Here is a 16,172-nt window from a genome sequence, read left to right as displayed (position 1 = left end):
TATCCTGGGCGGCGTGACCGACCTGGACCGCCTGGCGGCGGAGAAGTACATCCTGTTGACGACGTTCCGCAAGGACGGCCGCGCGGTGTCCACCCCGGTCTGGGCGGTCCGCGACGACGACACGCTGGCGGTCTGGACGGTCGCCGACTCGGGCAAGGTCAAGCGGATCCGGCGGGACGGCACGGTGACGGTGGCCCCGTGCGACGTGCGCGGCCGTCCGCTGGGTGAGGCGGTGCCGGGTCACGCGGTGCTCTGCGGTCCGCAGGAGAGCAGCCGGATCCGCGACCTGCTCAAGCGCAAGTACCGGCTGCTGGGGCGGTTGACCCTGCTCGGCAGCCGGCTGCGCCGGGGTGAGGCGGGCACCGTCGGCATCCGGATCAGCCTGACCGGCCCGCCGGGGTGACCGGGTCCGGCGGGCGGGCTCGCCGGAGCGGCCGGGGGTGGAGACGACTCAGGGGCGGTGGTACGTCGCTGCTGCGACGTCCGCCCGCCCCTGAGGTCCGTAACGTTCTGACCGGGTCAGTCCCCCTGGCGCTGCTGGGGGATCTGGCCCTGTAGCAACGCCCGCACCTCCGACTCACGGTACCGACGGTGTCCGCCCAGGGTTCGGATCGCGCTGAGCTTCCCCGCCTTGGCCCACCGGGTCACCGTCTTCGGGTCGACACGGAACATCGACGCCACCTCGGCCGGCGTGAGTAGCGGCTCTGGTTCGTGCGTTCGCGATGCCATCGGTCACTCCTCCACATGGATAGACATCGGCCGGGGTCCCGCCGGCCGACGCGTCTCCCATGGTCCGGCTAGTCCCCGATGTCCGACATGGGCCGAACGGCCGAAGGTCCCTAGACGGACGGATGAACCATGCCCGATTTATCTGACTTTTACACGGCAGAAAGTACCTTATTCGGACTCATGATCACGGTTCGTGATGCGTCAACTACGAGTGTGACTCATAATTGACAGCTCGAATGGGCGATATACGGTCAATTGCACCGCTCCAGCAACTGGATCGCGCGCCACCGCGCCACCAACCGGTCGTACGCCGCCGACGCCTCGTCCGTCTCGCCCCGGGAGAGCCCGGCCAGGCCGCCCGCCACCAGCTCCGGAGAGTCGTCCGCGGCCAACGTCTCGTCGGAGAGCAACTGCACCAGGCCGCCGTAGTCCAACTCGACCACCGACCGGGGGTGGAACTCCTCCAGCCACCGGGCGGCCTCCTCGACCGCCTCGGTGATCGGCGCGGCACCTATCGACTTCCTGAGCACCGCCAGCGCCCGCGAGGCCCGCCGACGGGCCTTGGAGATCTCCGTGCGGTAGCGCAGCGCCCGCCGGTCCGGTCGGGTGACCAGCTCCCGCTCGCCCGCCTCGACCAGCACGAACCACCGCAGCGGCACCCCCCAGGTGGCGATCTGCTCGTGCAACCGGGGCACCCCGTGCTCCAGCACCCGGGCACCGCTGCGCCAGTCCTCCACCACGGTCTTGGCCTGCCCGGCCAGCACCGGCGGGACGAACGCGTCGGCGATCACCGACGGCACCCCTTCCCGGGCGCTCAGGGCGGCCTCGGCAACCCGGACCCGCAGGTTCCACGGGCAGACCAGCAGCGCGTCGTCGACCTCCAGCACGTACGCCTCGTCGGGCAGGTCGGGCAGTCGCGTCCAGCCCGCGCCGAGCGCCGCGATGACCGCGCTCCGTTGCCGGCCCGGCCCCTCCAACGGGGCCACCGCCCGACCCTCCCGCACGTAACGCCGCCAGTACGACTGACGGTCCCGGTCGAAGGCGGTCAGCGGCTCGTACACGCGCAGGTAAGAAGCGAAGAGCGACGGCACCGCGCGATCCTCCCACGAAACCTCTTACCGGTGCCGCCGCCGTCGGAGGCGACCGGAACGCCACCGGCGGGCGACGCCCGGAGCGGACCGGCGGGCGATGCCCACCGCGCCGCCGACGGAGGACGCCCGGACGACCGGGCCGCGCGCGACGTGGACGACGGCACCGTTTCCGACCGATATTAGGCTGACCAGCGCCGGCAGCATCCCCGCCGGCCGAGAAGGTCCGCGCCCCACAAGGGCGCACACCGACACCAGGAGTGAGCCATGGGCGTATTCGTGAGCACCGACGACCCCGGACCGGCCGGTCACGAGCAGGTCGTCTTCTGCCAGGACAGGCAGAGCGGCCTCAAGGCGATCATCGGGATCTACTCGACCGCGCTGGGGCCCGCGCTGGGCGGCACCCGGTTCTACCCGTACGCCAGCGAGGAGGCGGCGCTGGCCGACGTGCTGGACCTCTCGCGCGGGATGGCGTACAAGAACGCGCTGGCGGGGCTGGACCTGGGCGGCGGCAAGGCGGTCATCTGGGGAGATCCGGACCAGGTCAAGAGCGAGGCGCTGCTGCGCGCGTACGGACGGTTCGTGCAGTCCCTGGGCGGGCGCTACTACACCGCCTGCGACGTGGGCACCTACGTGGCCGACATGGACGTGATCGCGCGGGAGACCCGGTACGTCACCGGTCGCAGCGTGGAGCACGGCGGGGCGGGGGACTCCTCGGTCCTCACCGCCTGGGGCGTCTTCCAGGGGATGCGGGCCGCCGCCGAGCACGTCTGGGGCAGCCCCAGCCTGCGCGGACGCCGGGTCGGGGTGGCCGGGCTGGGCAAGGTAGGCAGGCACCTGACCGGGCACCTGGTCGACGACGGGGCCGAGGTGGTGGCGACCGACGTCGACCCGCGGGCGCTGGAGTGGGCGCGGACCAACCACCCCGGGGTCGCCCTGGTCGCCGACACCGCCGCGCTGGTCGCCGCCGACATCGACGTGTACGCCCCGTGCGCGCTGGGCGGCGCCCTGAACGACGACTCCGTGCCGGCCCTGCGGGCCCGGGTGGTCGCCGGCGCGGCCAACAACCAGCTCGCCCATCCCGGCATCGAGAAGCTCCTCGCCGACCGGGGCATCCTCTACGCCCCCGACTACGTGGTCAACGCCGGCGGGGTCATCCAGGTCGCGGACGAGATCGAGGGCTTCAACTTCGACCGGGCCAAGCTGCGGGCCACCCGGATCTTCGACACCACCCGGCAGATCCTCCGGCTGGCCGACGATGAGGGTGTGCCCCCGGCGGTGGCCGCCGACCGGCTGGCCGAGCGCCGGATGGCCGACGTGGGTCGGCTGCGCGCCATCCACCTGGGCTGAGCGCGCGTCCCGGGCGTGGCGACGGTCCGCGCCCGGGACGCCCGGACGGAGCGGCCCGGCCCGGTGCGGCTGCCGGCCACCGGCGGGCGGAGCACGCGGTAGCATGGCTTTTCGCGGCTTTTTCAGTAGTTTGACCAGTGTCACGGGCGGTCCAGCGCCTACCCCTTACCGGGTACACTCGGTGACTGCCGGGTGACTGCGACGCGCAGGGCCGGCAGACGGTAACCCGAGGTGCCGAACGGTGGCATCCCCATGTACCGTAAGAGCCACGAGAGATGCCTGACGTCATCGGGGCCCGCCTTCGGGCTGCCCCGCATTCTGTGCGAGGGGGTCGAGCCATGGGGCGCGGCCGTGCTAAGGCCAAGCAGACGAAGGTGGCGCGGGAGTTGAAGTACCACTCCCCGAACACCGACCTCACCGCCTTGCAGCGCGAACTGGCGGGTGCTGGTGGGAAGTCTGAGCAGCACTTCGACGACGACTACAAAGAGTATGTCGACGACGACGATGAGGATCATGCGGACGACGACCCGGACCCCTGGGCTCCTCCGACCCGCTGACCTCCGGTCACACTGAGCACGCGGCAACTCTCCGCGTGCTCACGCATGTGCCCGACCAGAGCAGCGTCACCACCGGTGATCAGGGAACCCGCCAGCCCGGAGCACACTCCGGCCGGTCGGCGCGGTCCCTGATCACCGGTGGCCATGACCCGTCGTCGTACGGCGAGGCCGGGCGTCCCTGCTCAGCGCGGCCGGTTGTTCCAGTTGTAGAACGTCGGGATGTTCTCGAAGTGGTTCCAGGCGCAGACCGCGCCGGCACCCTCCGCGCCCGACACCTCGGCGCGGGAACGACGGGCGGCCTCGGCCTCGTGGAGCAGGGCGGAGAGTCCTCCAGCGGCCTCCCGCACCCGGTCGGTGACCTGGTCCGGGCCGGTGCCGACCCGCTCAGCGGGCCGGTGACTCGTGGTCTCGGGCATGCGCCAACACTCCCTCCAATAGGCGGATCTTGCTGTTGCGGCAGTGCTCGGTCTCCGTACCGTCGAACCGTCCCTGCTCGAAGTAGCGGTTGGCCGCGTGACCACCGCCGCAGAAGCCGAAGTACGGGCAGGACGACCGGCACGCCTCGATGCCGGTGAGGAACTCACCCACCCAGTCCGTGCCCGCCGCCCCGGCCAGGATCTCGGCCAGCGGGGTGGCCAGCACGTTGCCACTGCTGAAGTCGCCGTAGCGGGCGTCGGAGAAGCCGGCCAGCTCGGGGGAGAGCACGGTCACCGAGCCGTCGTACCCGATCGTCGGGATCGGGTCGAGCTGCCGGGGCAGCAGGTCGCCCTGCGCGCCGTCCAGCACCGCCGCCGCGTACCGCAGCGACCACTCGATCTCCCGCAGGTGCACCCGGGGCGCCCGCCGCCAGGCCGTCACCAGCTCCGCCCAGAACGCGGTCACCGCCGCCGCGTCGTGTGCGTTGCTGCGGGTGTTGACCCCCTCGGTCTCCTCGATGTTCAGCCCGAGCACGTCACAGCCCAGGTCGAGGAAGTAGTCGTACAGCTCGGTGGCGAGCCCCGGCGTCGGCCGGCTCACCACCGCCAGCGCCGAGAACGGCAGGCCGTGCCGGCGCAGCGCCGCGACCCCCCGGGCGATCCGGTCGTACGCCGGCCGGCCGGCCCGGGTCACCCGGTCGCCGTTACGGGCGGGCGGGCCGTCCACGCTCACGCTCACCCGCACCCCGTGCGCGGCGAAGAACGCGCACCAGGCGTCGTCGATCAGGGTGGCGTTGGTCTGCACGTGGTGTTCCACCCCGGCGGGGAACGCGGCCATCAGCGCCGCCAGGTGCTCCCGGCCGGCGGCGAGCGGCTCACCACCGTGCCAGACCACCGAGAACCGGCCCCGCGCCGCCCAGGGGGTCACCGCGGCGGCGACCGCCTCGGCGACCGTCACCGGCATCCGCCGGTCGGCCGCCCGGTGCGGCAGGTAGCAGTACGCGCAGTCCAGGTTGCACAGCGTCGTCGGCTGCATCACCACGTACGACGGGACCGCCGCGATCCCCCGCATTCCCGCCACGGACCCGCACCGAGCAGCCATCGACCCTCCTCCCCCGTGCCCGAAGTGTCCTTCAGGCTAGGCGGCGACGGCTGCTCGGGTGAACCCCCGACCAGGCAGCCGGCCGAGCGGCCACGCCACTCAGCCCCGGGTGTGCTGGCCGACCATCTGCACGTTGCCGGTACCCTCGATGATCTCGCCGGCCTGCCAGGCGTCCACGCCCCGGCCGGCGAGGGTGGCCAGCGCGCGGTCGGCGTCCTCGGCGGAGACGATGGCGAACATGCCGACGCCCATGTTGAACGTCGACTCCATCTCCGAATCCTCGATCCGGCCCTTGGACTGGATCAGGTCGAAGATCGGCTGCGGCTTCCAGGTGGCCCGGTTGACCACCGCGTCGACGTGCTCGGGCAGCACCCGGACCAGGTTGCCGGGGATGCCGCCGCCGGTGACGTGGGCGATCGAGCGCACCTCCGCCTCGGTGATCAGCTTCAGGCAGTCCTGCGCGTAGATCTTGGTCGGGGTGAGCAGCTCCTCGCCGAGGGTGCGCTGCCGGCCGAAGTCGTCGATCACCACGTCCAGCCGCATCCGGCCGGCACCGAGCAGCACGTGCCGGACCAGCGAGTAGCCGTTGGAGTGCAGGCCGGACGAGCGCATCGCGATCACCACGTCGCCCACCTCGACCCGGTCCGGGCTGAGGATCTCGCTCTCCTCGACCACGCCGACCCCGGTGGCGGAGACGTCGTACTCGTCGGGACGCAGCACGCCCGGGTGCTCGGCGGTCTCGCCACCGAGCAGCGCGCAGCCGGCGTACCGGCAGCCGTCGGCGATACCCGCGCCGATCTCGGCGACCCGGTCCGGCACGACCTCGCCGGTGGCGATGTAGTCGAGGAGGAACAGCGGCTCGGCCCCGCACGCCACCAGGTCGTCGACGACCATCGCGACCAGGTCGATGCCGATCGTGTCGTGGATGTCGAGCTGCTGGGCGATGACCAGCTTGGTGCCCACCCCGTCGGTGGAGGACGCCAAGATCGGGTTCTTGTACTTCTTGGTGTCCAGCCGGAACAGGCCGGCGAAGCCGCCCAGGTCACCCATGACCTCCGGCCGCCGGGTCTCCTTCACCTTCGACTTGAGCAGCTCGACCGCCCGGTCGCCCGCCTCGATCGACACCCCGGCGTCGGCGTACGAGACCGAGCGTTTGCGGGTGGTGCGACCGGTCCCCGCCGTCCAGGGCTGGCGGTCGCCACCGGCACCGCTCGGGCTGCTTCCTGCGCCGCTGCGCTCGGACACGTAGGTCACGGTTCTCCCCTTTGTGGTTCTCGGTGCCGCGCCGACGGTGGCCGGGCGACCCCGGTGTGCTACGGGCGGTGGGCGGTCGCGCCGCCCGGAGTGGCGACGAGCGGTGTGTGGTGCTCGGCAGAGGTGTCCGGGGCGTCGGCGACCCGCCGGCCCACCCCTTCGAGCACGTGCTTGCCGATCAGGTTCCCGGCCGGCAGGTCGATCGGGTACTCCCCGTCGAAACAGGCCCGGCAGAGCCTGCTCCTGGGCTGTTCGGTCGCGGCGATGAGACCGGGGAGCGAAACGTAACCGAGGGTGTCGGCGCCGATCGAGCGCCGGATGCCCTCGTTGTCCAGCCCGTTGGCCAGCAGTTCGGCCCGGGTGGCGAAGTCGATGCCGTAGAAGCACGGCCAGTTCACCGGCGGGGAGGAGATCCGGACGTGGACCTCCAGCGCGCCCGCCTCGCGGAGCATCCGGACGATCGCCCGCTGGGTGTTGCCGCGCACGATCGAGTCGTCGACCACGACCAGCCGCTTGCCCCGCACGTTCTCCCGCAGCGGGTTGAGCTTGAGTCGCACGCCGAGCTGGCGGAGGGTCTGCGACGGCTGGATGAAGGTCCGCCCGACGTACGGGTTCTTCATCAGGCCGGCGCCGTAGGTGATGCCGGACGCCTCGGCATAGCCGATGGCCGCCGGCGTGCCCGACTCGGGCACCGGGATCACCAGGTCGGCCTCGACCGGGTGCTCCTTGGCGAGTTGCCGGCCGATCTGCACCCGGGCGGCGTGCACGTTGCGGCCGGCGATGGTGGCGTCCGGGCGGGCGATGTAGACGTACTCGAAGAGGCAGCCCTTGGGCTCCGGCGCGGCGAACCGGCTGGACCGCAGGCCCTCCTCGTCGATCGCGATCAGTTCGCCCGGCTCGACCTCCCGGACCACGCTCGCGCCGACGATGTCCAGCGCGGCGGTCTCGCTGGCCACCACCCAGCCGCGTTCCAGCCGGCCGAGTACCAGCGGGCGGACGCCGTGCGGGTCGCGGGCGGCGTAGAGGGTCGACTCGTCCATGAAGACGAAGCTGAACGCGCCGCGCAGCTGCGGCAGCACCTCCAGCGCGGCGGCCTCCACCGACAGGTCGGGGCGGCTGGCCAGCAGCATGGTCACCAGGGAGGTGTCGTTGGTTGCCCCGTCGTCGAGCAGGCCGCGCTCCGCGACCTCCTTCTGCAACTCGGCGGTGTTCACCAGGTTGCCGTTGTGCGCCAGGGCGATCGTGGTGCCGGAGGTGGTCGACCGGATGGTCGGCTGGGCATTTTCCCAGGTCGAGCCGCCGGTGGTGGAGTAACGCGCGTGCCCGATCGCCAGGTGGCCACGCAGGCTCTTCAGGGTCGGCTCGTCGAACACCTGGGCCACCAGGCCGAGGTCCTTGTAGACCACCACTCCCGAGCCGTCGCTGACGGCGATGCCGGCGGCCTCCTGGCCCCGGTGCTGGAGTGCGTAGAGTCCGAAATAGGTGAGATTGGCAACCTCTTCGCCCGGCGCCCAGACGCCGAAGACGCCGCAGGCGTCCTGGGGGCCGGGTCGCTGGGGGTCAAGGTCGTGGCTCAGCCGGCCATCGCCTCGGGGCACTGCCGCTCCCTCATGCTGGTCTGGACTGGCCTGGCGGAGCCGGGGGGCTGCTCCGCACCTTTCGGCCCTGGACCACTGTCGTCGCCTGACAGTGTACGCGAACACGAGTCGATACAGAAAGTCACGATCTGCCTCCACACCGTCACACCGTCGAGCGGAACGGTGCAGCTAGAGCGGCAGATGGTCAGCGAGATCCGCCCGGTTTCCACTCACCTGTACGCGACCGTCCGTGACCGCCCGCGCCCACGACAGCCGTCCGGTGGCAAGCGCCAACCAGGTGTCCGGTGCCATCTCCACCACGTTCGGCGGGGTACCCCGGGTGTGTCGGGGCCCGGGCACGCATTGAACTGCACCGTAAGGTGGGACACGCACCTCCACCGATCGGCCGGGGGCACGCTCCGCGAGGGCGGTCAGAAGGGCACGGACCGCCTCGCGGTACACCTGTCGTTCGGGGGTACGCCCCTCATCGAGCGCCGTCAGCGCCGCCAACACCGCGGCGGACTTAATGTGCGGAGAGGACACGACGGGACGATACGACCCCTGGCCGCGGAGCGCCACGCTGGCCCCTGGGTCGCGCCGATCCGGTCAGACAAGGCATAGTTGCCGACGGCGTATTCGTACCGTGATGATCCCCGGCCCCCGCCGGGGAGGTCAGACCGGAAGGCGGTGGACGTGTCAACACACCGACGTGCCTGGACGCAGCGGGCCGGTGTGGTCGTAGCGCTGGTGGCCGGCGCCCTGCTCACCGTCCCCGCCACACCCGCTTTCGCCGCTCCGAGCGTCAACAACGTGTCGGCGTCCCCGAGTTCCGTCGAGGCCGGGAAGACTACCCGGGTCAACTACTCGCTCACCGTGGGTGACGGCTCTCCGGTCGACGTCTCCGTCTCCTCCAGCAACGGCAAGCTCCGCTGCGTCGACGGTTGCAGTCGCAACAAGGTCGACCAGAGCGGTGGGTCGAGCGCCAGCTTCGCCCTCGCCGACGACGCGTCGAGCGGGTCCGCCACGATCACCGTGAAGGCCGTCGACGCCAACGGCGCCGAGAACTCGGCCAGCACGACCGTGACCCTGGTGGCCAAGGCCGCGCCGCAGACCACCGCGCCGCAGGACAAGCCGACCGTCAAGTCGATCTCCGGCAAGGTGGTCGTGGCGGCCACCGGCGACGCGGTGCCCAACGCGGTGGTGGGGCTGGAGGACTCGACCGGCAAGCAGTTCAACACCACCAGCGACGGCAGCGGAAACTTCCGGATCACCGGGTCGAGTTCCAACCCGATCGCGCCCGGCTCGATGGTGCTCGGGGCCAGCAAGGACGGCGTCGTCGCCACCAAGCCGATCAGCGCGGGGGCCGGGCAGAGCCTGAGCAACCAGCGGATCAGCCTGGCGTTGAAGGTCGAGGTGAGCCCGAGCGCCACCCCGTCGACCTCCGCCGAGCCGACCCCCTCGGAGGAGACGACCGCAGAGACCACCGAGGAGAGCGCCGAACCGACCGGCGGGCAGCAGCAGGCCGCCTCGCAGGACGACGACAGCGGGTTCGGCTCCTTCCTGATCATCCTGCTCGGCGGTCTGCTGGTGGCGGCCGGAGTCGGCACCATCGTGCTGCTCTGGATCCGCCGCAGGAACGCCGACGACGACGGGAACGGACCGGCCGGCGCCGCTGCGGCCGGTGACGTCCCCGGCCCCCGGAGCCCACGCGGCACCGACGACCAGACCCGGGTGGTCAACCGGGTCGGTGCCGGCCCCGACCCGACGATGGTCGGCAGTTCCGCGCTGAGCGACGCGCCGACGATGTTGCAGCGACCGGTCGTCGACGACGTCCCGCCGGACCCGTACGCCGCGCCACCGCAGCCCTACGGCGCACCGCAGGACAACTGGGCCGGTGCCGGCGGCTACGGCGACGAGCCCGGTGGCCCGGGCGGCTACGGCGGACAGCCGGGCGGCTACGGTGCCGCACCCGCCTCCGGCGGCGGCTACGGCGCGGCCGGAGCCGCAGGTGCCGCCGCAGGCGCGTACGGCGCGGCGAACCCGGCCGGTGGCGGCTACGGCAACGCGCCGTCCTCCGGGGGTGGCTACGGCAACGCGCCCGCGTCGGGCGGTGGCTACGACAACGCGCCCGCCTCCAGTGGCGGTTACGGCAACGCGCCCGCGTCGGGCGGTGGCTACGGCAACGCGCCCGCCTCCGGTGGCGGTTACGGCGGCCGGGACTACGGCGCGACGGCAGGTGCCGGCTACCCGGCGCAGGAGCAGACCGGCGGCTTCGGCGGCGAGCAACGCTACGACGAGCCCACCGGCCGGTACACCGGCGACAGCACCTCGTACGCGCCGGCTGCCGACCCGTACCCGACGAGCACCTACCAGCCGGAGCCGGACGCGTACGGCCAGCCGGGCGCGGGCGGCTACGGTCAGTCCGAGCAGGGTGGCTACGGTCGGGGTGCCGAGCCGACCGGTGGTTACGCCGGTGGCGGGTACGGCCAGCAGGCCGGGTACGACGCCGGCCCGGACCAGGGCTACGGCGGCGGCCAGCGTGGCGGCTACGACCAGCAGCCCGGTGCCCACCAGGGCGGCCAGCACGGCGGCTACGACCAGCCGACGGGTGCCCACCAGGGCGGCTACGACCAACGCGGCGGCGGGTACGACCAGCGGGGTGGCGCCCACCAGAGCGGGTACGAACAGCCGACGGGTGCCCACCAGGGCGGCTACGACCAACGCGGCGGCGGGTATGACCAGCAGCCCGGCTACGGCGCCCCGCAGGGCGGCTACGGTCAGGCCGGTGGCTACGGTGCCGAGCAGCAGCCGGGCGGCTACGGCCAGGAGCCCCCGCAGCAGCGCGGTGGCGGCTACGACCAGCAGGGTTACGACCAGCAGCAGGGTGGTTACTACGGCGAGCAGGGTCAGCCCGGTCGCGACCAGCAGCCCCCGTCCGGTCGGGCCCGCCCCGACGGCCCGCCCCCGGAGCGCGGCGGACGCCGCCTCGACTGGCTGGACGACTGACCCGGACCGGCGACAACGAACCACGGTGGGCCGCCCCGATGCGTATCGGGGCGGCCCACCGTCGTCGCGGGTCGGGTCGATTCCTCCAGGCAGGCCGGCACGGTTCCGGCGGGCCGGGTCAGCCGGCCGAGAAGACACCCTGGCGGAGCAGCGGCACCACTGTCGAGACGTCCCGCTGCACGGCCGCCTCGACGTCCCCGGCGAAGCCGCTCTCGATCAGCTCCCGGCCGGAGACGCAGCCACGCACCGCCGCCGGCACGTCCGGGGTGCTGGCCAGGGCGGCGAGCGCCATCGCCGCCTCCACGGACAGCCCACCGGGCACCCCGGAGACGGCATCCAGCACACTGGCCGCGCCCAGCAGGTCCTCCACCGAGGGGCGCAGGGTGCCGTCCGGCCAGCGTTCACCGGCGGCGATCACCCCGACCGGGGCGTCCGTCGTGCCGTACCCCTGGTGGTGCAGCCACCGCCCGACGGCGCGGGCGTTGCGCAGGCAGGCCGCGACCACCGGCCGGCCGGTGGCGCTGGCGGCGGCGCTGATCGCGGAGCCGTTCGGCGACGGCAGCACCAGATCGCCGACCACGGGTGCGCCGGCCAGGGCCGCCGGGGACAGCGACCACGGGTGCTCGCTGGTGGTCTGCCGACGGCCCACCGCCGCCACCGCGCCGACCCGTCGCGCATAGTCGGCCGCCTGCTCGCCCCAGGGGAACGGGTGGACCCGTACCCCCCGGGCGACCGCGACCTCGACGGCGGTGGTGAACGACAGGACGTCCACCACCACCAGTACGGCACAGACCCGGCCGAGTTCCGCCGCCCCGGTCAGCCCCCAGTCGAAGCGGGCACCCGACCCGGGTTGAACGTGGACGGCCGAGGCCACCGCCTCAGCGCTGATCGGGCGTCGGGCGCTGCCCGTCACCGGCGTCGGAGGTCGCCGCGTCGGCCTGCGGGGTGAACCCGGTCGCCGGGCCGGCGGGGGCGTCCGACGGCGGCGCGGTTGCCGCCGGGGCGTCCGGTGCCGGCGCGGAACCAGCGGCTTCGTCCGCCACGGTGGCGCGGGCCTCAGGGGCGTCCGACCCCGGGCCGGTCGACGTCGGACCGCCCGAAACCGGGGCGTCGGTCGTCGGGGCGGCCACCGCCTCGGCGGCCGGGTCGTCCGCGTCCGCCGGCTGCTGCCGCTCCGGCACGTCCACCGGCTGCGTGGCGGTGGCCGGCGCGATCGTGGTGGTACCCGTCCGGACCGCCTCGACCTGCACCTGGGCCGCCTCCGGGCCGCCGAAGAGCCGGGGCAGGGTCGCGGTGTGCGCGGCCCGCAACTCGTCCAGGCCGATCCGGAACTGGCCGTGCACGTCCAGGACACCGCTCGCCGGGTCGGTCACGCCGATCTGCTCCCACGGCACGCCCCGCTCGTCGCAGAGGGCGGTGAACGCCTTCTCGTGCCCCCGGGGCACGGTCACCAGCGCCCGACCGGCCGACTCGCTGAACAGGAAGACGAACGGCAGCGAACCGTCGGCGAACCGCTCCGGCACGCCGATCCGGACCCCGACGCCCCGGCGCAGGCTCGACTCGACCAAGCTCTGGGCCAGGCCGCCGTCGGACAGGTCGTGCGCGGAGCTGAGGTGACCCACCCGGGCCGCCTCGGCCATCAGCTCGGCGAGCTGGCGCTCCCGGCCCAGGTCAACCTGCGGCGGCATGCCGCCGAGGTGCTCGTGCGTCACCCAGGCCCACTCCGAGCCGGACAGCTCCACGTGGGTGTCGCCGAGCAGGTAGACCTGGTCGTGGTCGCCGTTGGCCCGGGGCACGAAGCCCATCGGCACCCGGTCGGCCACGTTGTCCAGCACACCCAGCACGCCGACCACCGGGGTCGGGTGGATGGCGGCGGCACCGGTCTGGTTGTAGAAGCTGACGTTGCCGCCGGTCACCGGGATGCCCAGTTCCAGGCAGCCGTCCGCCAGGCCGCGGACGGCCTCGGCGAACTGCCACATCACGCCCGGGTCCTCCGGCGAGCCGAAGTTGAGGCAGTTGGTCACGGCGATCGGCTTCGCGCCGGTCACCGCCACGTTCCGGTACGCCTCGGCGAGCGCCAGCTTCGTCCCCTGGTAGGGGTCGAGGCGGGCGTACCGGCCGTTGCCGTCGACGGAGAGGGCGACCCCGAGGCCGGTCTGCTCGTCGATCCGGATCACGCCGGAGTCCTCCGGCTGGGCCAGCACGGTGTTGCCCAGCACGTACCTGTCGTACTGCTCGGTGACCCAGGTCTTGTCGGCCAGGTTCGGCGAGGCGATCATGCGCAGCAGGGTCTCCCGCAGCGCCTCCGGGTTGCTCGGCCGGGGCAGCGTCTCGGCCCGGTCGGCCTGGAGCAGGATCAGGTCGGCCGGCTCGCGCATCGGGCGGGCGTAGACCGGGCCGTCGTCGACCAGCGAACCCGGCGGTACGTCGACCACCACGTGGTCGTTCCAGGTGACCAGCAGCCGGCCCGGCCGGCCGTCGGGCGCGGGCGGGGTGACCTCGCCGATCGCGGTCGCGAGCACGCCCCACTTCTCGGCGGTCTTGAGCACCGCCTCCAGCTTGTCCGGGGTGACGACCAGCAGCATCCGCTCCTGGGACTCGCTGGCCAGGATCTCGTGCGGCTCCATCGACGGCTCGCGCAGCGGGACCCGCTCCAGCCAGACCCGCATCCCGGTGCCGGCGGACGCGGCGGTCTCGGTGAGCGCGCAGGTCAGGCCCGCACCGCCGAGATCCTGGATGCCGACGACCAGCTCGGCGTCGTACAGCTCCAGGCACGCCTCGATCAGCAGCTTCTCGATGAACGGGTCACCGACCTGCACCGACGGGCGGCGCTGCTCGCTGCCCTCGTCGAAGGTGGCGCTGGCCAGCACCGACACGCCGCCGATGCCGTCCCGGCCGGTCTTCGCGCCGAGCAGCACCACGACGTTGCCGGGGCCGGCGGCGTCCTTCTTCTGCAACCGGTCGACCGGCAGCACACCGAGGCAGAGCGCGTTGAGCAGCGGGTTGCCCTGGTAGCAGGGGTCGAAGACCAGCTCACCGCCGATGTTGGGCAGGCCGAGGCAGTTGCCGTAGCCGCCGACGCCGGCCACCACGCCGGGCAGCACCCGGGCGGTGTCCGGGTGGTCGGCCGCGCCGAACCGCAGCGGGTCCATCACCGCGACCGGGCGGGCGCCCATCGCGAGGATGTCCCGGACGATGCCGCCGACGCCGGTCGCCGCGCCCTGGTAGGGCTCGACGAAGCTCGGGTGGTTGTGCGACTCGACCTTGAAGGTGACGGCCAGGGTGTCGGAGACCCGGACGACGCCTGCGTTCTCCCCGATGCCGGCGAGCAGCCGGTCGCTGGGCGGGGCCTTCTCGCCGAACTGGCGCAGGTGCACCTTGCTCGACTTGTACGAGCAGTGCTCGCTCCACATGATCGAGTACATGGCCAGCTCGGCCTGGGTGGGGCGGCGGCCGAGGATGTGCCGGATCCGGTCGTACTCGTCGTCGCGCAGGCCCAGCTCGGCGTACGGCTGGAGTTCGTCGCCGGTGTCGGCGGCCCGCTGCACGGTGTCCACGCCGTCGGCCCAGTCGGTGGCCGGCGTCGGACCGCTGTGCCGACCGGCGTCGGCCGGCGCGACGGCCGCGTGCGGTTCCGCCGGGGCGACGCCCGCGGCTGCCCGAACGGCCGGGTCCTGGTGGGTGGTCATGACCTCTCCTCGCTGCGCTCGTACCCGCCGGTGGGGCGGTGGAGCCGACCGATGTTGCCGCCGCGCACCGTCACGCCGGCGTCCCCACCAGGTGCTTGAGCACCGAGGTGAAGAAGCCGAGGCCGTCCAGGGAGGGGCCGGTGAGCGCCTCGACCGCGTGCTCGGGGTGGGGCATGATGCCGACCACGTTGCCGGCGGCGTTGGTGATCGCGGCGATGTCCCGCTGCGAGCCGTTCGGGTTGCCGCCGACGTAGCGGGCGACGACCCGACCCTCGGCCTCCAGGGCGTCGAGGGTGGCGGTGTCGGCCACGTAGCAGCCCTCGCCGTTCTTGACCGGGACGAGGATCTCCTGGCCGGGCTGGAAGGTGTTCGTCCAGGCGGTGCCGACCGACTCGATGCGCAGGACCTGGTCGCGGTTGCGGAAGTGCAGGTGCTGGTTGCGGGTGAGCGCGCCGGGCAGCAGGTGGGCCTCGCAGAGGATCTGGAAGCCGTTGCAGATGCCGAGCACCGGCAGGCCGCCCCGGGCGGCGTCGACCAGGCTCTCCATCACCGGTGCGAACCGGGCGATGGCGCCGCAGCGCAGGTAGTCGCCGTAGGAGAAGCCACCGGGGAGAACGACGGCGTCCACCCTGTGCAGCTCCGGGTCACCGTGCCAGAGCCGGACCGGCTCCGCGCCGGCGATCCGCACGGCGCGGGCGGCGTCCCCGTCGTCCAGCGAGCCGGGGAAGGTCACCACTCCGACGCGGGCGGTCACGAGTTCGCGTCCGCGGTCTCGTCGGCCTCGACCCGGACGGTGAAGTCCTCGATGACGGGGTTGGCGAGCAGCTTGTCGGCGATCTCCCGGGCCCGGTCCAGGTCCGGTTCGCCGGTGAACTCGATCTCGATCCGCCTGCCGATGCGGACGGAGGCGACGTCACCGACGCCGAGCCGCGGCAGCGCGTTTGCGACGGCCTGGCCCTGAGGATCGAGGATCTCGGGCTTGAGCATGACGTCGACGACGACGCGAGGCACTGGGCACTCCTGACTGTGTACGCAGTTGGGTGCCGGCCCACTACGGGCGAGCGAGGCCAGCGTACCTGGCAGATTCCGGTCCGGACGCACCGGCCGGGCGCAGTTCAGGCAGTGATCGACGTTACCGGTCGCCGGGACGTGCGGTCGAGATCCGTTCGTTGCCGCTCTGATACGGATTTGTTGCCGATTGCCGTCGCGTCGCTCCGACACACCCTACCTGAGCAGGCAATACGCGGCTCAACGCCAGATTTACGACCGGTATCCGACAAACAGGGACGAGCACATCCCGGGTCATTCCTGTCACATTGGTTGATCTCGATGCCACCCTTGTGAAGCCGCTCACCGCCCCCTAGCCTCATCGAGATACGTCGATGCATGGTCGGCGTCCCCGAG

Annotated in this window: 15 protein-coding genes; 4 read left to right on the top strand and 11 right to left on the bottom strand. The window is 72.6% G+C overall.

Going from position 1 to position 16,172, the window contains the following annotated elements:
• Window positions 1–13 precede the first annotated feature (13 nt).
• Window positions 14–403, top strand: coding sequence for a PPOX class F420-dependent oxidoreductase (locus ACN261_RS10195; RefSeq protein ID WP_421484982.1), 390 nt, complete (start codon window positions 14–16; stop codon window positions 401–403).
• 116 nt (window positions 404–519) lie between these two features.
• On the opposite strand, the gene ACN261_RS10190 is transcribed toward ACN261_RS10195, so the two are convergent.
• Window positions 520–729 carry a BldC family transcriptional regulator gene (locus ACN261_RS10190; protein WP_007073996.1) on the bottom strand — a complete coding sequence of 70 codons (210 nt, stop codon included), beginning with the start codon at window positions 727–729 and terminating at the stop codon, window positions 520–522.
• Between the two features lie 251 nt (window positions 730–980).
• On the bottom strand, window positions 981–1,820 hold the full coding sequence (locus tag ACN261_RS10185) for a hypothetical protein (protein ID WP_088641961.1): 840 nt from the start codon (window positions 1,818–1,820) through the stop codon (window positions 981–983).
• A 264-nt stretch (window positions 1,821–2,084) separates the two neighbouring features.
• Here ACN261_RS10185 and ACN261_RS10180 point away from each other — a divergent pair, with 264 nt between their 5' ends.
• Both ACN261_RS10180 and ACN261_RS10175 read left to right on the top strand, forming a co-directional pair.
• Window positions 2,085–3,167 carry a Glu/Leu/Phe/Val family dehydrogenase gene (locus ACN261_RS10180; protein WP_357756924.1) on the top strand — a complete coding sequence of 361 codons (1,083 nt, stop codon included), beginning with the start codon at window positions 2,085–2,087 and terminating at the stop codon, window positions 3,165–3,167.
• 338 nt (window positions 3,168–3,505) lie between these two features.
• Window positions 3,506–3,724, top strand: a complete 219-nt coding sequence (locus tag ACN261_RS10175) for a DUF3073 domain-containing protein (RefSeq protein WP_088641959.1) — start codon at window positions 3,506–3,508, stop codon at window positions 3,722–3,724.
• Between the two features lie 182 nt (window positions 3,725–3,906).
• On the opposite strand, the gene amcA is transcribed toward ACN261_RS10175, so the two are convergent.
• The 5 genes from amcA to ACN261_RS10150 all read right to left on the bottom strand — a co-directional run bounded on the left by amcA (window position 3,907) and on the right by ACN261_RS10150 (window position 8,586).
• Window positions 3,907–4,140 carry a multiple cyclophane-containing RiPP AmcA gene (gene amcA, locus ACN261_RS10170; RefSeq protein WP_420119319.1) on the bottom strand — a complete coding sequence of 78 codons (234 nt, stop codon included), beginning with the start codon at window positions 4,138–4,140 and terminating at the stop codon, window positions 3,907–3,909.
• Window positions 4,109–5,212 carry a cyclophane-forming radical SAM peptide maturase AmcB gene (gene amcB / locus ACN261_RS10165; RefSeq protein ID WP_425853582.1) on the bottom strand — a complete coding sequence of 368 codons (1,104 nt, stop codon included), beginning with the start codon at window positions 5,210–5,212 and terminating at the stop codon, window positions 4,109–4,111. The genes amcA and amcB overlap by 32 nt, the downstream gene beginning before the upstream one ends.
• A gap of 129 nt (window positions 5,213–5,341) precedes the next feature.
• On the bottom strand, window positions 5,342–6,496 hold the full coding sequence (gene purM, locus ACN261_RS10160) for a phosphoribosylformylglycinamidine cyclo-ligase (protein WP_421484980.1): 1,155 nt from the start codon (window positions 6,494–6,496) through the stop codon (window positions 5,342–5,344).
• 59 nt (window positions 6,497–6,555) lie between these two features.
• Window positions 6,556–8,094, bottom strand: coding sequence for an amidophosphoribosyltransferase (gene purF, locus ACN261_RS10155; protein ID WP_421484979.1), 1,539 nt, complete (start codon window positions 8,092–8,094; stop codon window positions 6,556–6,558).
• Between the two features lie 168 nt (window positions 8,095–8,262).
• Window positions 8,263–8,586, bottom strand: a complete 324-nt coding sequence (locus tag ACN261_RS10150; protein ID WP_421486968.1) for a sterol carrier family protein — start codon at window positions 8,584–8,586, stop codon at window positions 8,263–8,265.
• 180 nt (window positions 8,587–8,766) lie between these two features.
• Between ACN261_RS10150 and ACN261_RS10145 the strand changes: the two genes are divergently transcribed.
• Entirely contained in the window at window positions 8,767–11,079 is a 2,313-nt protein-coding gene (locus ACN261_RS10145; RefSeq protein ID WP_425849676.1) for a carboxypeptidase regulatory-like domain-containing protein, read from the top strand.
• A 118-nt stretch (window positions 11,080–11,197) separates the two neighbouring features.
• Here the strand turns inward: ACN261_RS10145 and ACN261_RS10140 are convergent, their stop codons facing one another.
• From ACN261_RS10140 to purS, 4 genes are all read right to left on the bottom strand, one after another.
• Complete coding sequence (locus tag ACN261_RS10140; protein ID WP_421484977.1) at window positions 11,198–11,953, bottom strand: 2-phosphosulfolactate phosphatase; 756 nt, start codon at window positions 11,951–11,953, stop codon at window positions 11,198–11,200.
• A 4-nt stretch (window positions 11,954–11,957) separates the two neighbouring features.
• Window positions 11,958–14,768, bottom strand: a complete 2,811-nt coding sequence (gene purL / locus ACN261_RS10135; protein WP_421484976.1) for a phosphoribosylformylglycinamidine synthase subunit PurL — start codon at window positions 14,766–14,768, stop codon at window positions 11,958–11,960.
• Window positions 14,769–14,838: 70 nt separating this feature from the next.
• On the bottom strand, window positions 14,839–15,522 hold the full coding sequence (purQ, locus tag ACN261_RS10130; protein ID WP_421484975.1) for a phosphoribosylformylglycinamidine synthase subunit PurQ: 684 nt from the start codon (window positions 15,520–15,522) through the stop codon (window positions 14,839–14,841).
• Window positions 15,519–15,779 carry a phosphoribosylformylglycinamidine synthase subunit PurS gene (gene purS / locus ACN261_RS10125; RefSeq protein ID WP_088641951.1) on the bottom strand — a complete coding sequence of 87 codons (261 nt, stop codon included), beginning with the start codon at window positions 15,777–15,779 and terminating at the stop codon, window positions 15,519–15,521. The genes purQ and purS overlap by 4 nt, the downstream gene beginning before the upstream one ends.
• Window positions 15,780–16,172 lie beyond the last annotated feature (393 nt).

It is taken from the genome of Micromonospora sp. WMMD723, assembly GCF_049863385.1.
In the GTDB taxonomy this organism is placed as follows: Bacteria; Actinomycetota; Actinomycetes; order Mycobacteriales; family Micromonosporaceae; genus Micromonospora; species Micromonospora wenchangensis.
The sequence above is the reverse complement of the archived record's forward strand: the minus strand, read 5'-3'. Positions and strand labels throughout refer to the sequence as shown.

What these genes read in the sequence shown, in the direction of transcription:
- ACN261_RS10190 (WP_007073996.1), bottom strand. Translation starts at nt 729, where the DNA reads ATGGCATCGCGAACGCACGAACCAGAGCCGCTACTCACGCCGGCCGAG.
- ACN261_RS10180 (WP_357756924.1), top strand. Translation starts at nt 2,085, where the DNA reads ATGGGCGTATTCGTGAGCACCGACGACCCCGGACCGGCCGGTCACGAG.
- ACN261_RS10175 (WP_088641959.1), top strand. Translation starts at nt 3,506, where the DNA reads ATGGGGCGCGGCCGTGCTAAGGCCAAGCAGACGAAGGTGGCGCGGGAG.
- amcA (WP_420119319.1), bottom strand. Translation starts at nt 4,140, where the DNA reads ATGCCCGAGACCACGAGTCACCGGCCCGCTGAGCGGGTCGGCACCGGC.
- amcB (WP_425853582.1), bottom strand. Translation starts at nt 5,212, where the DNA reads ATGCGGGGGATCGCGGCGGTCCCGTCGTACGTGGTGATGCAGCCGACG.
- purL (WP_421484976.1), bottom strand. Translation starts at nt 14,768, where the DNA reads ATGACCACCCACCAGGACCCGGCCGTTCGGGCAGCCGCGGGCGTCGCC.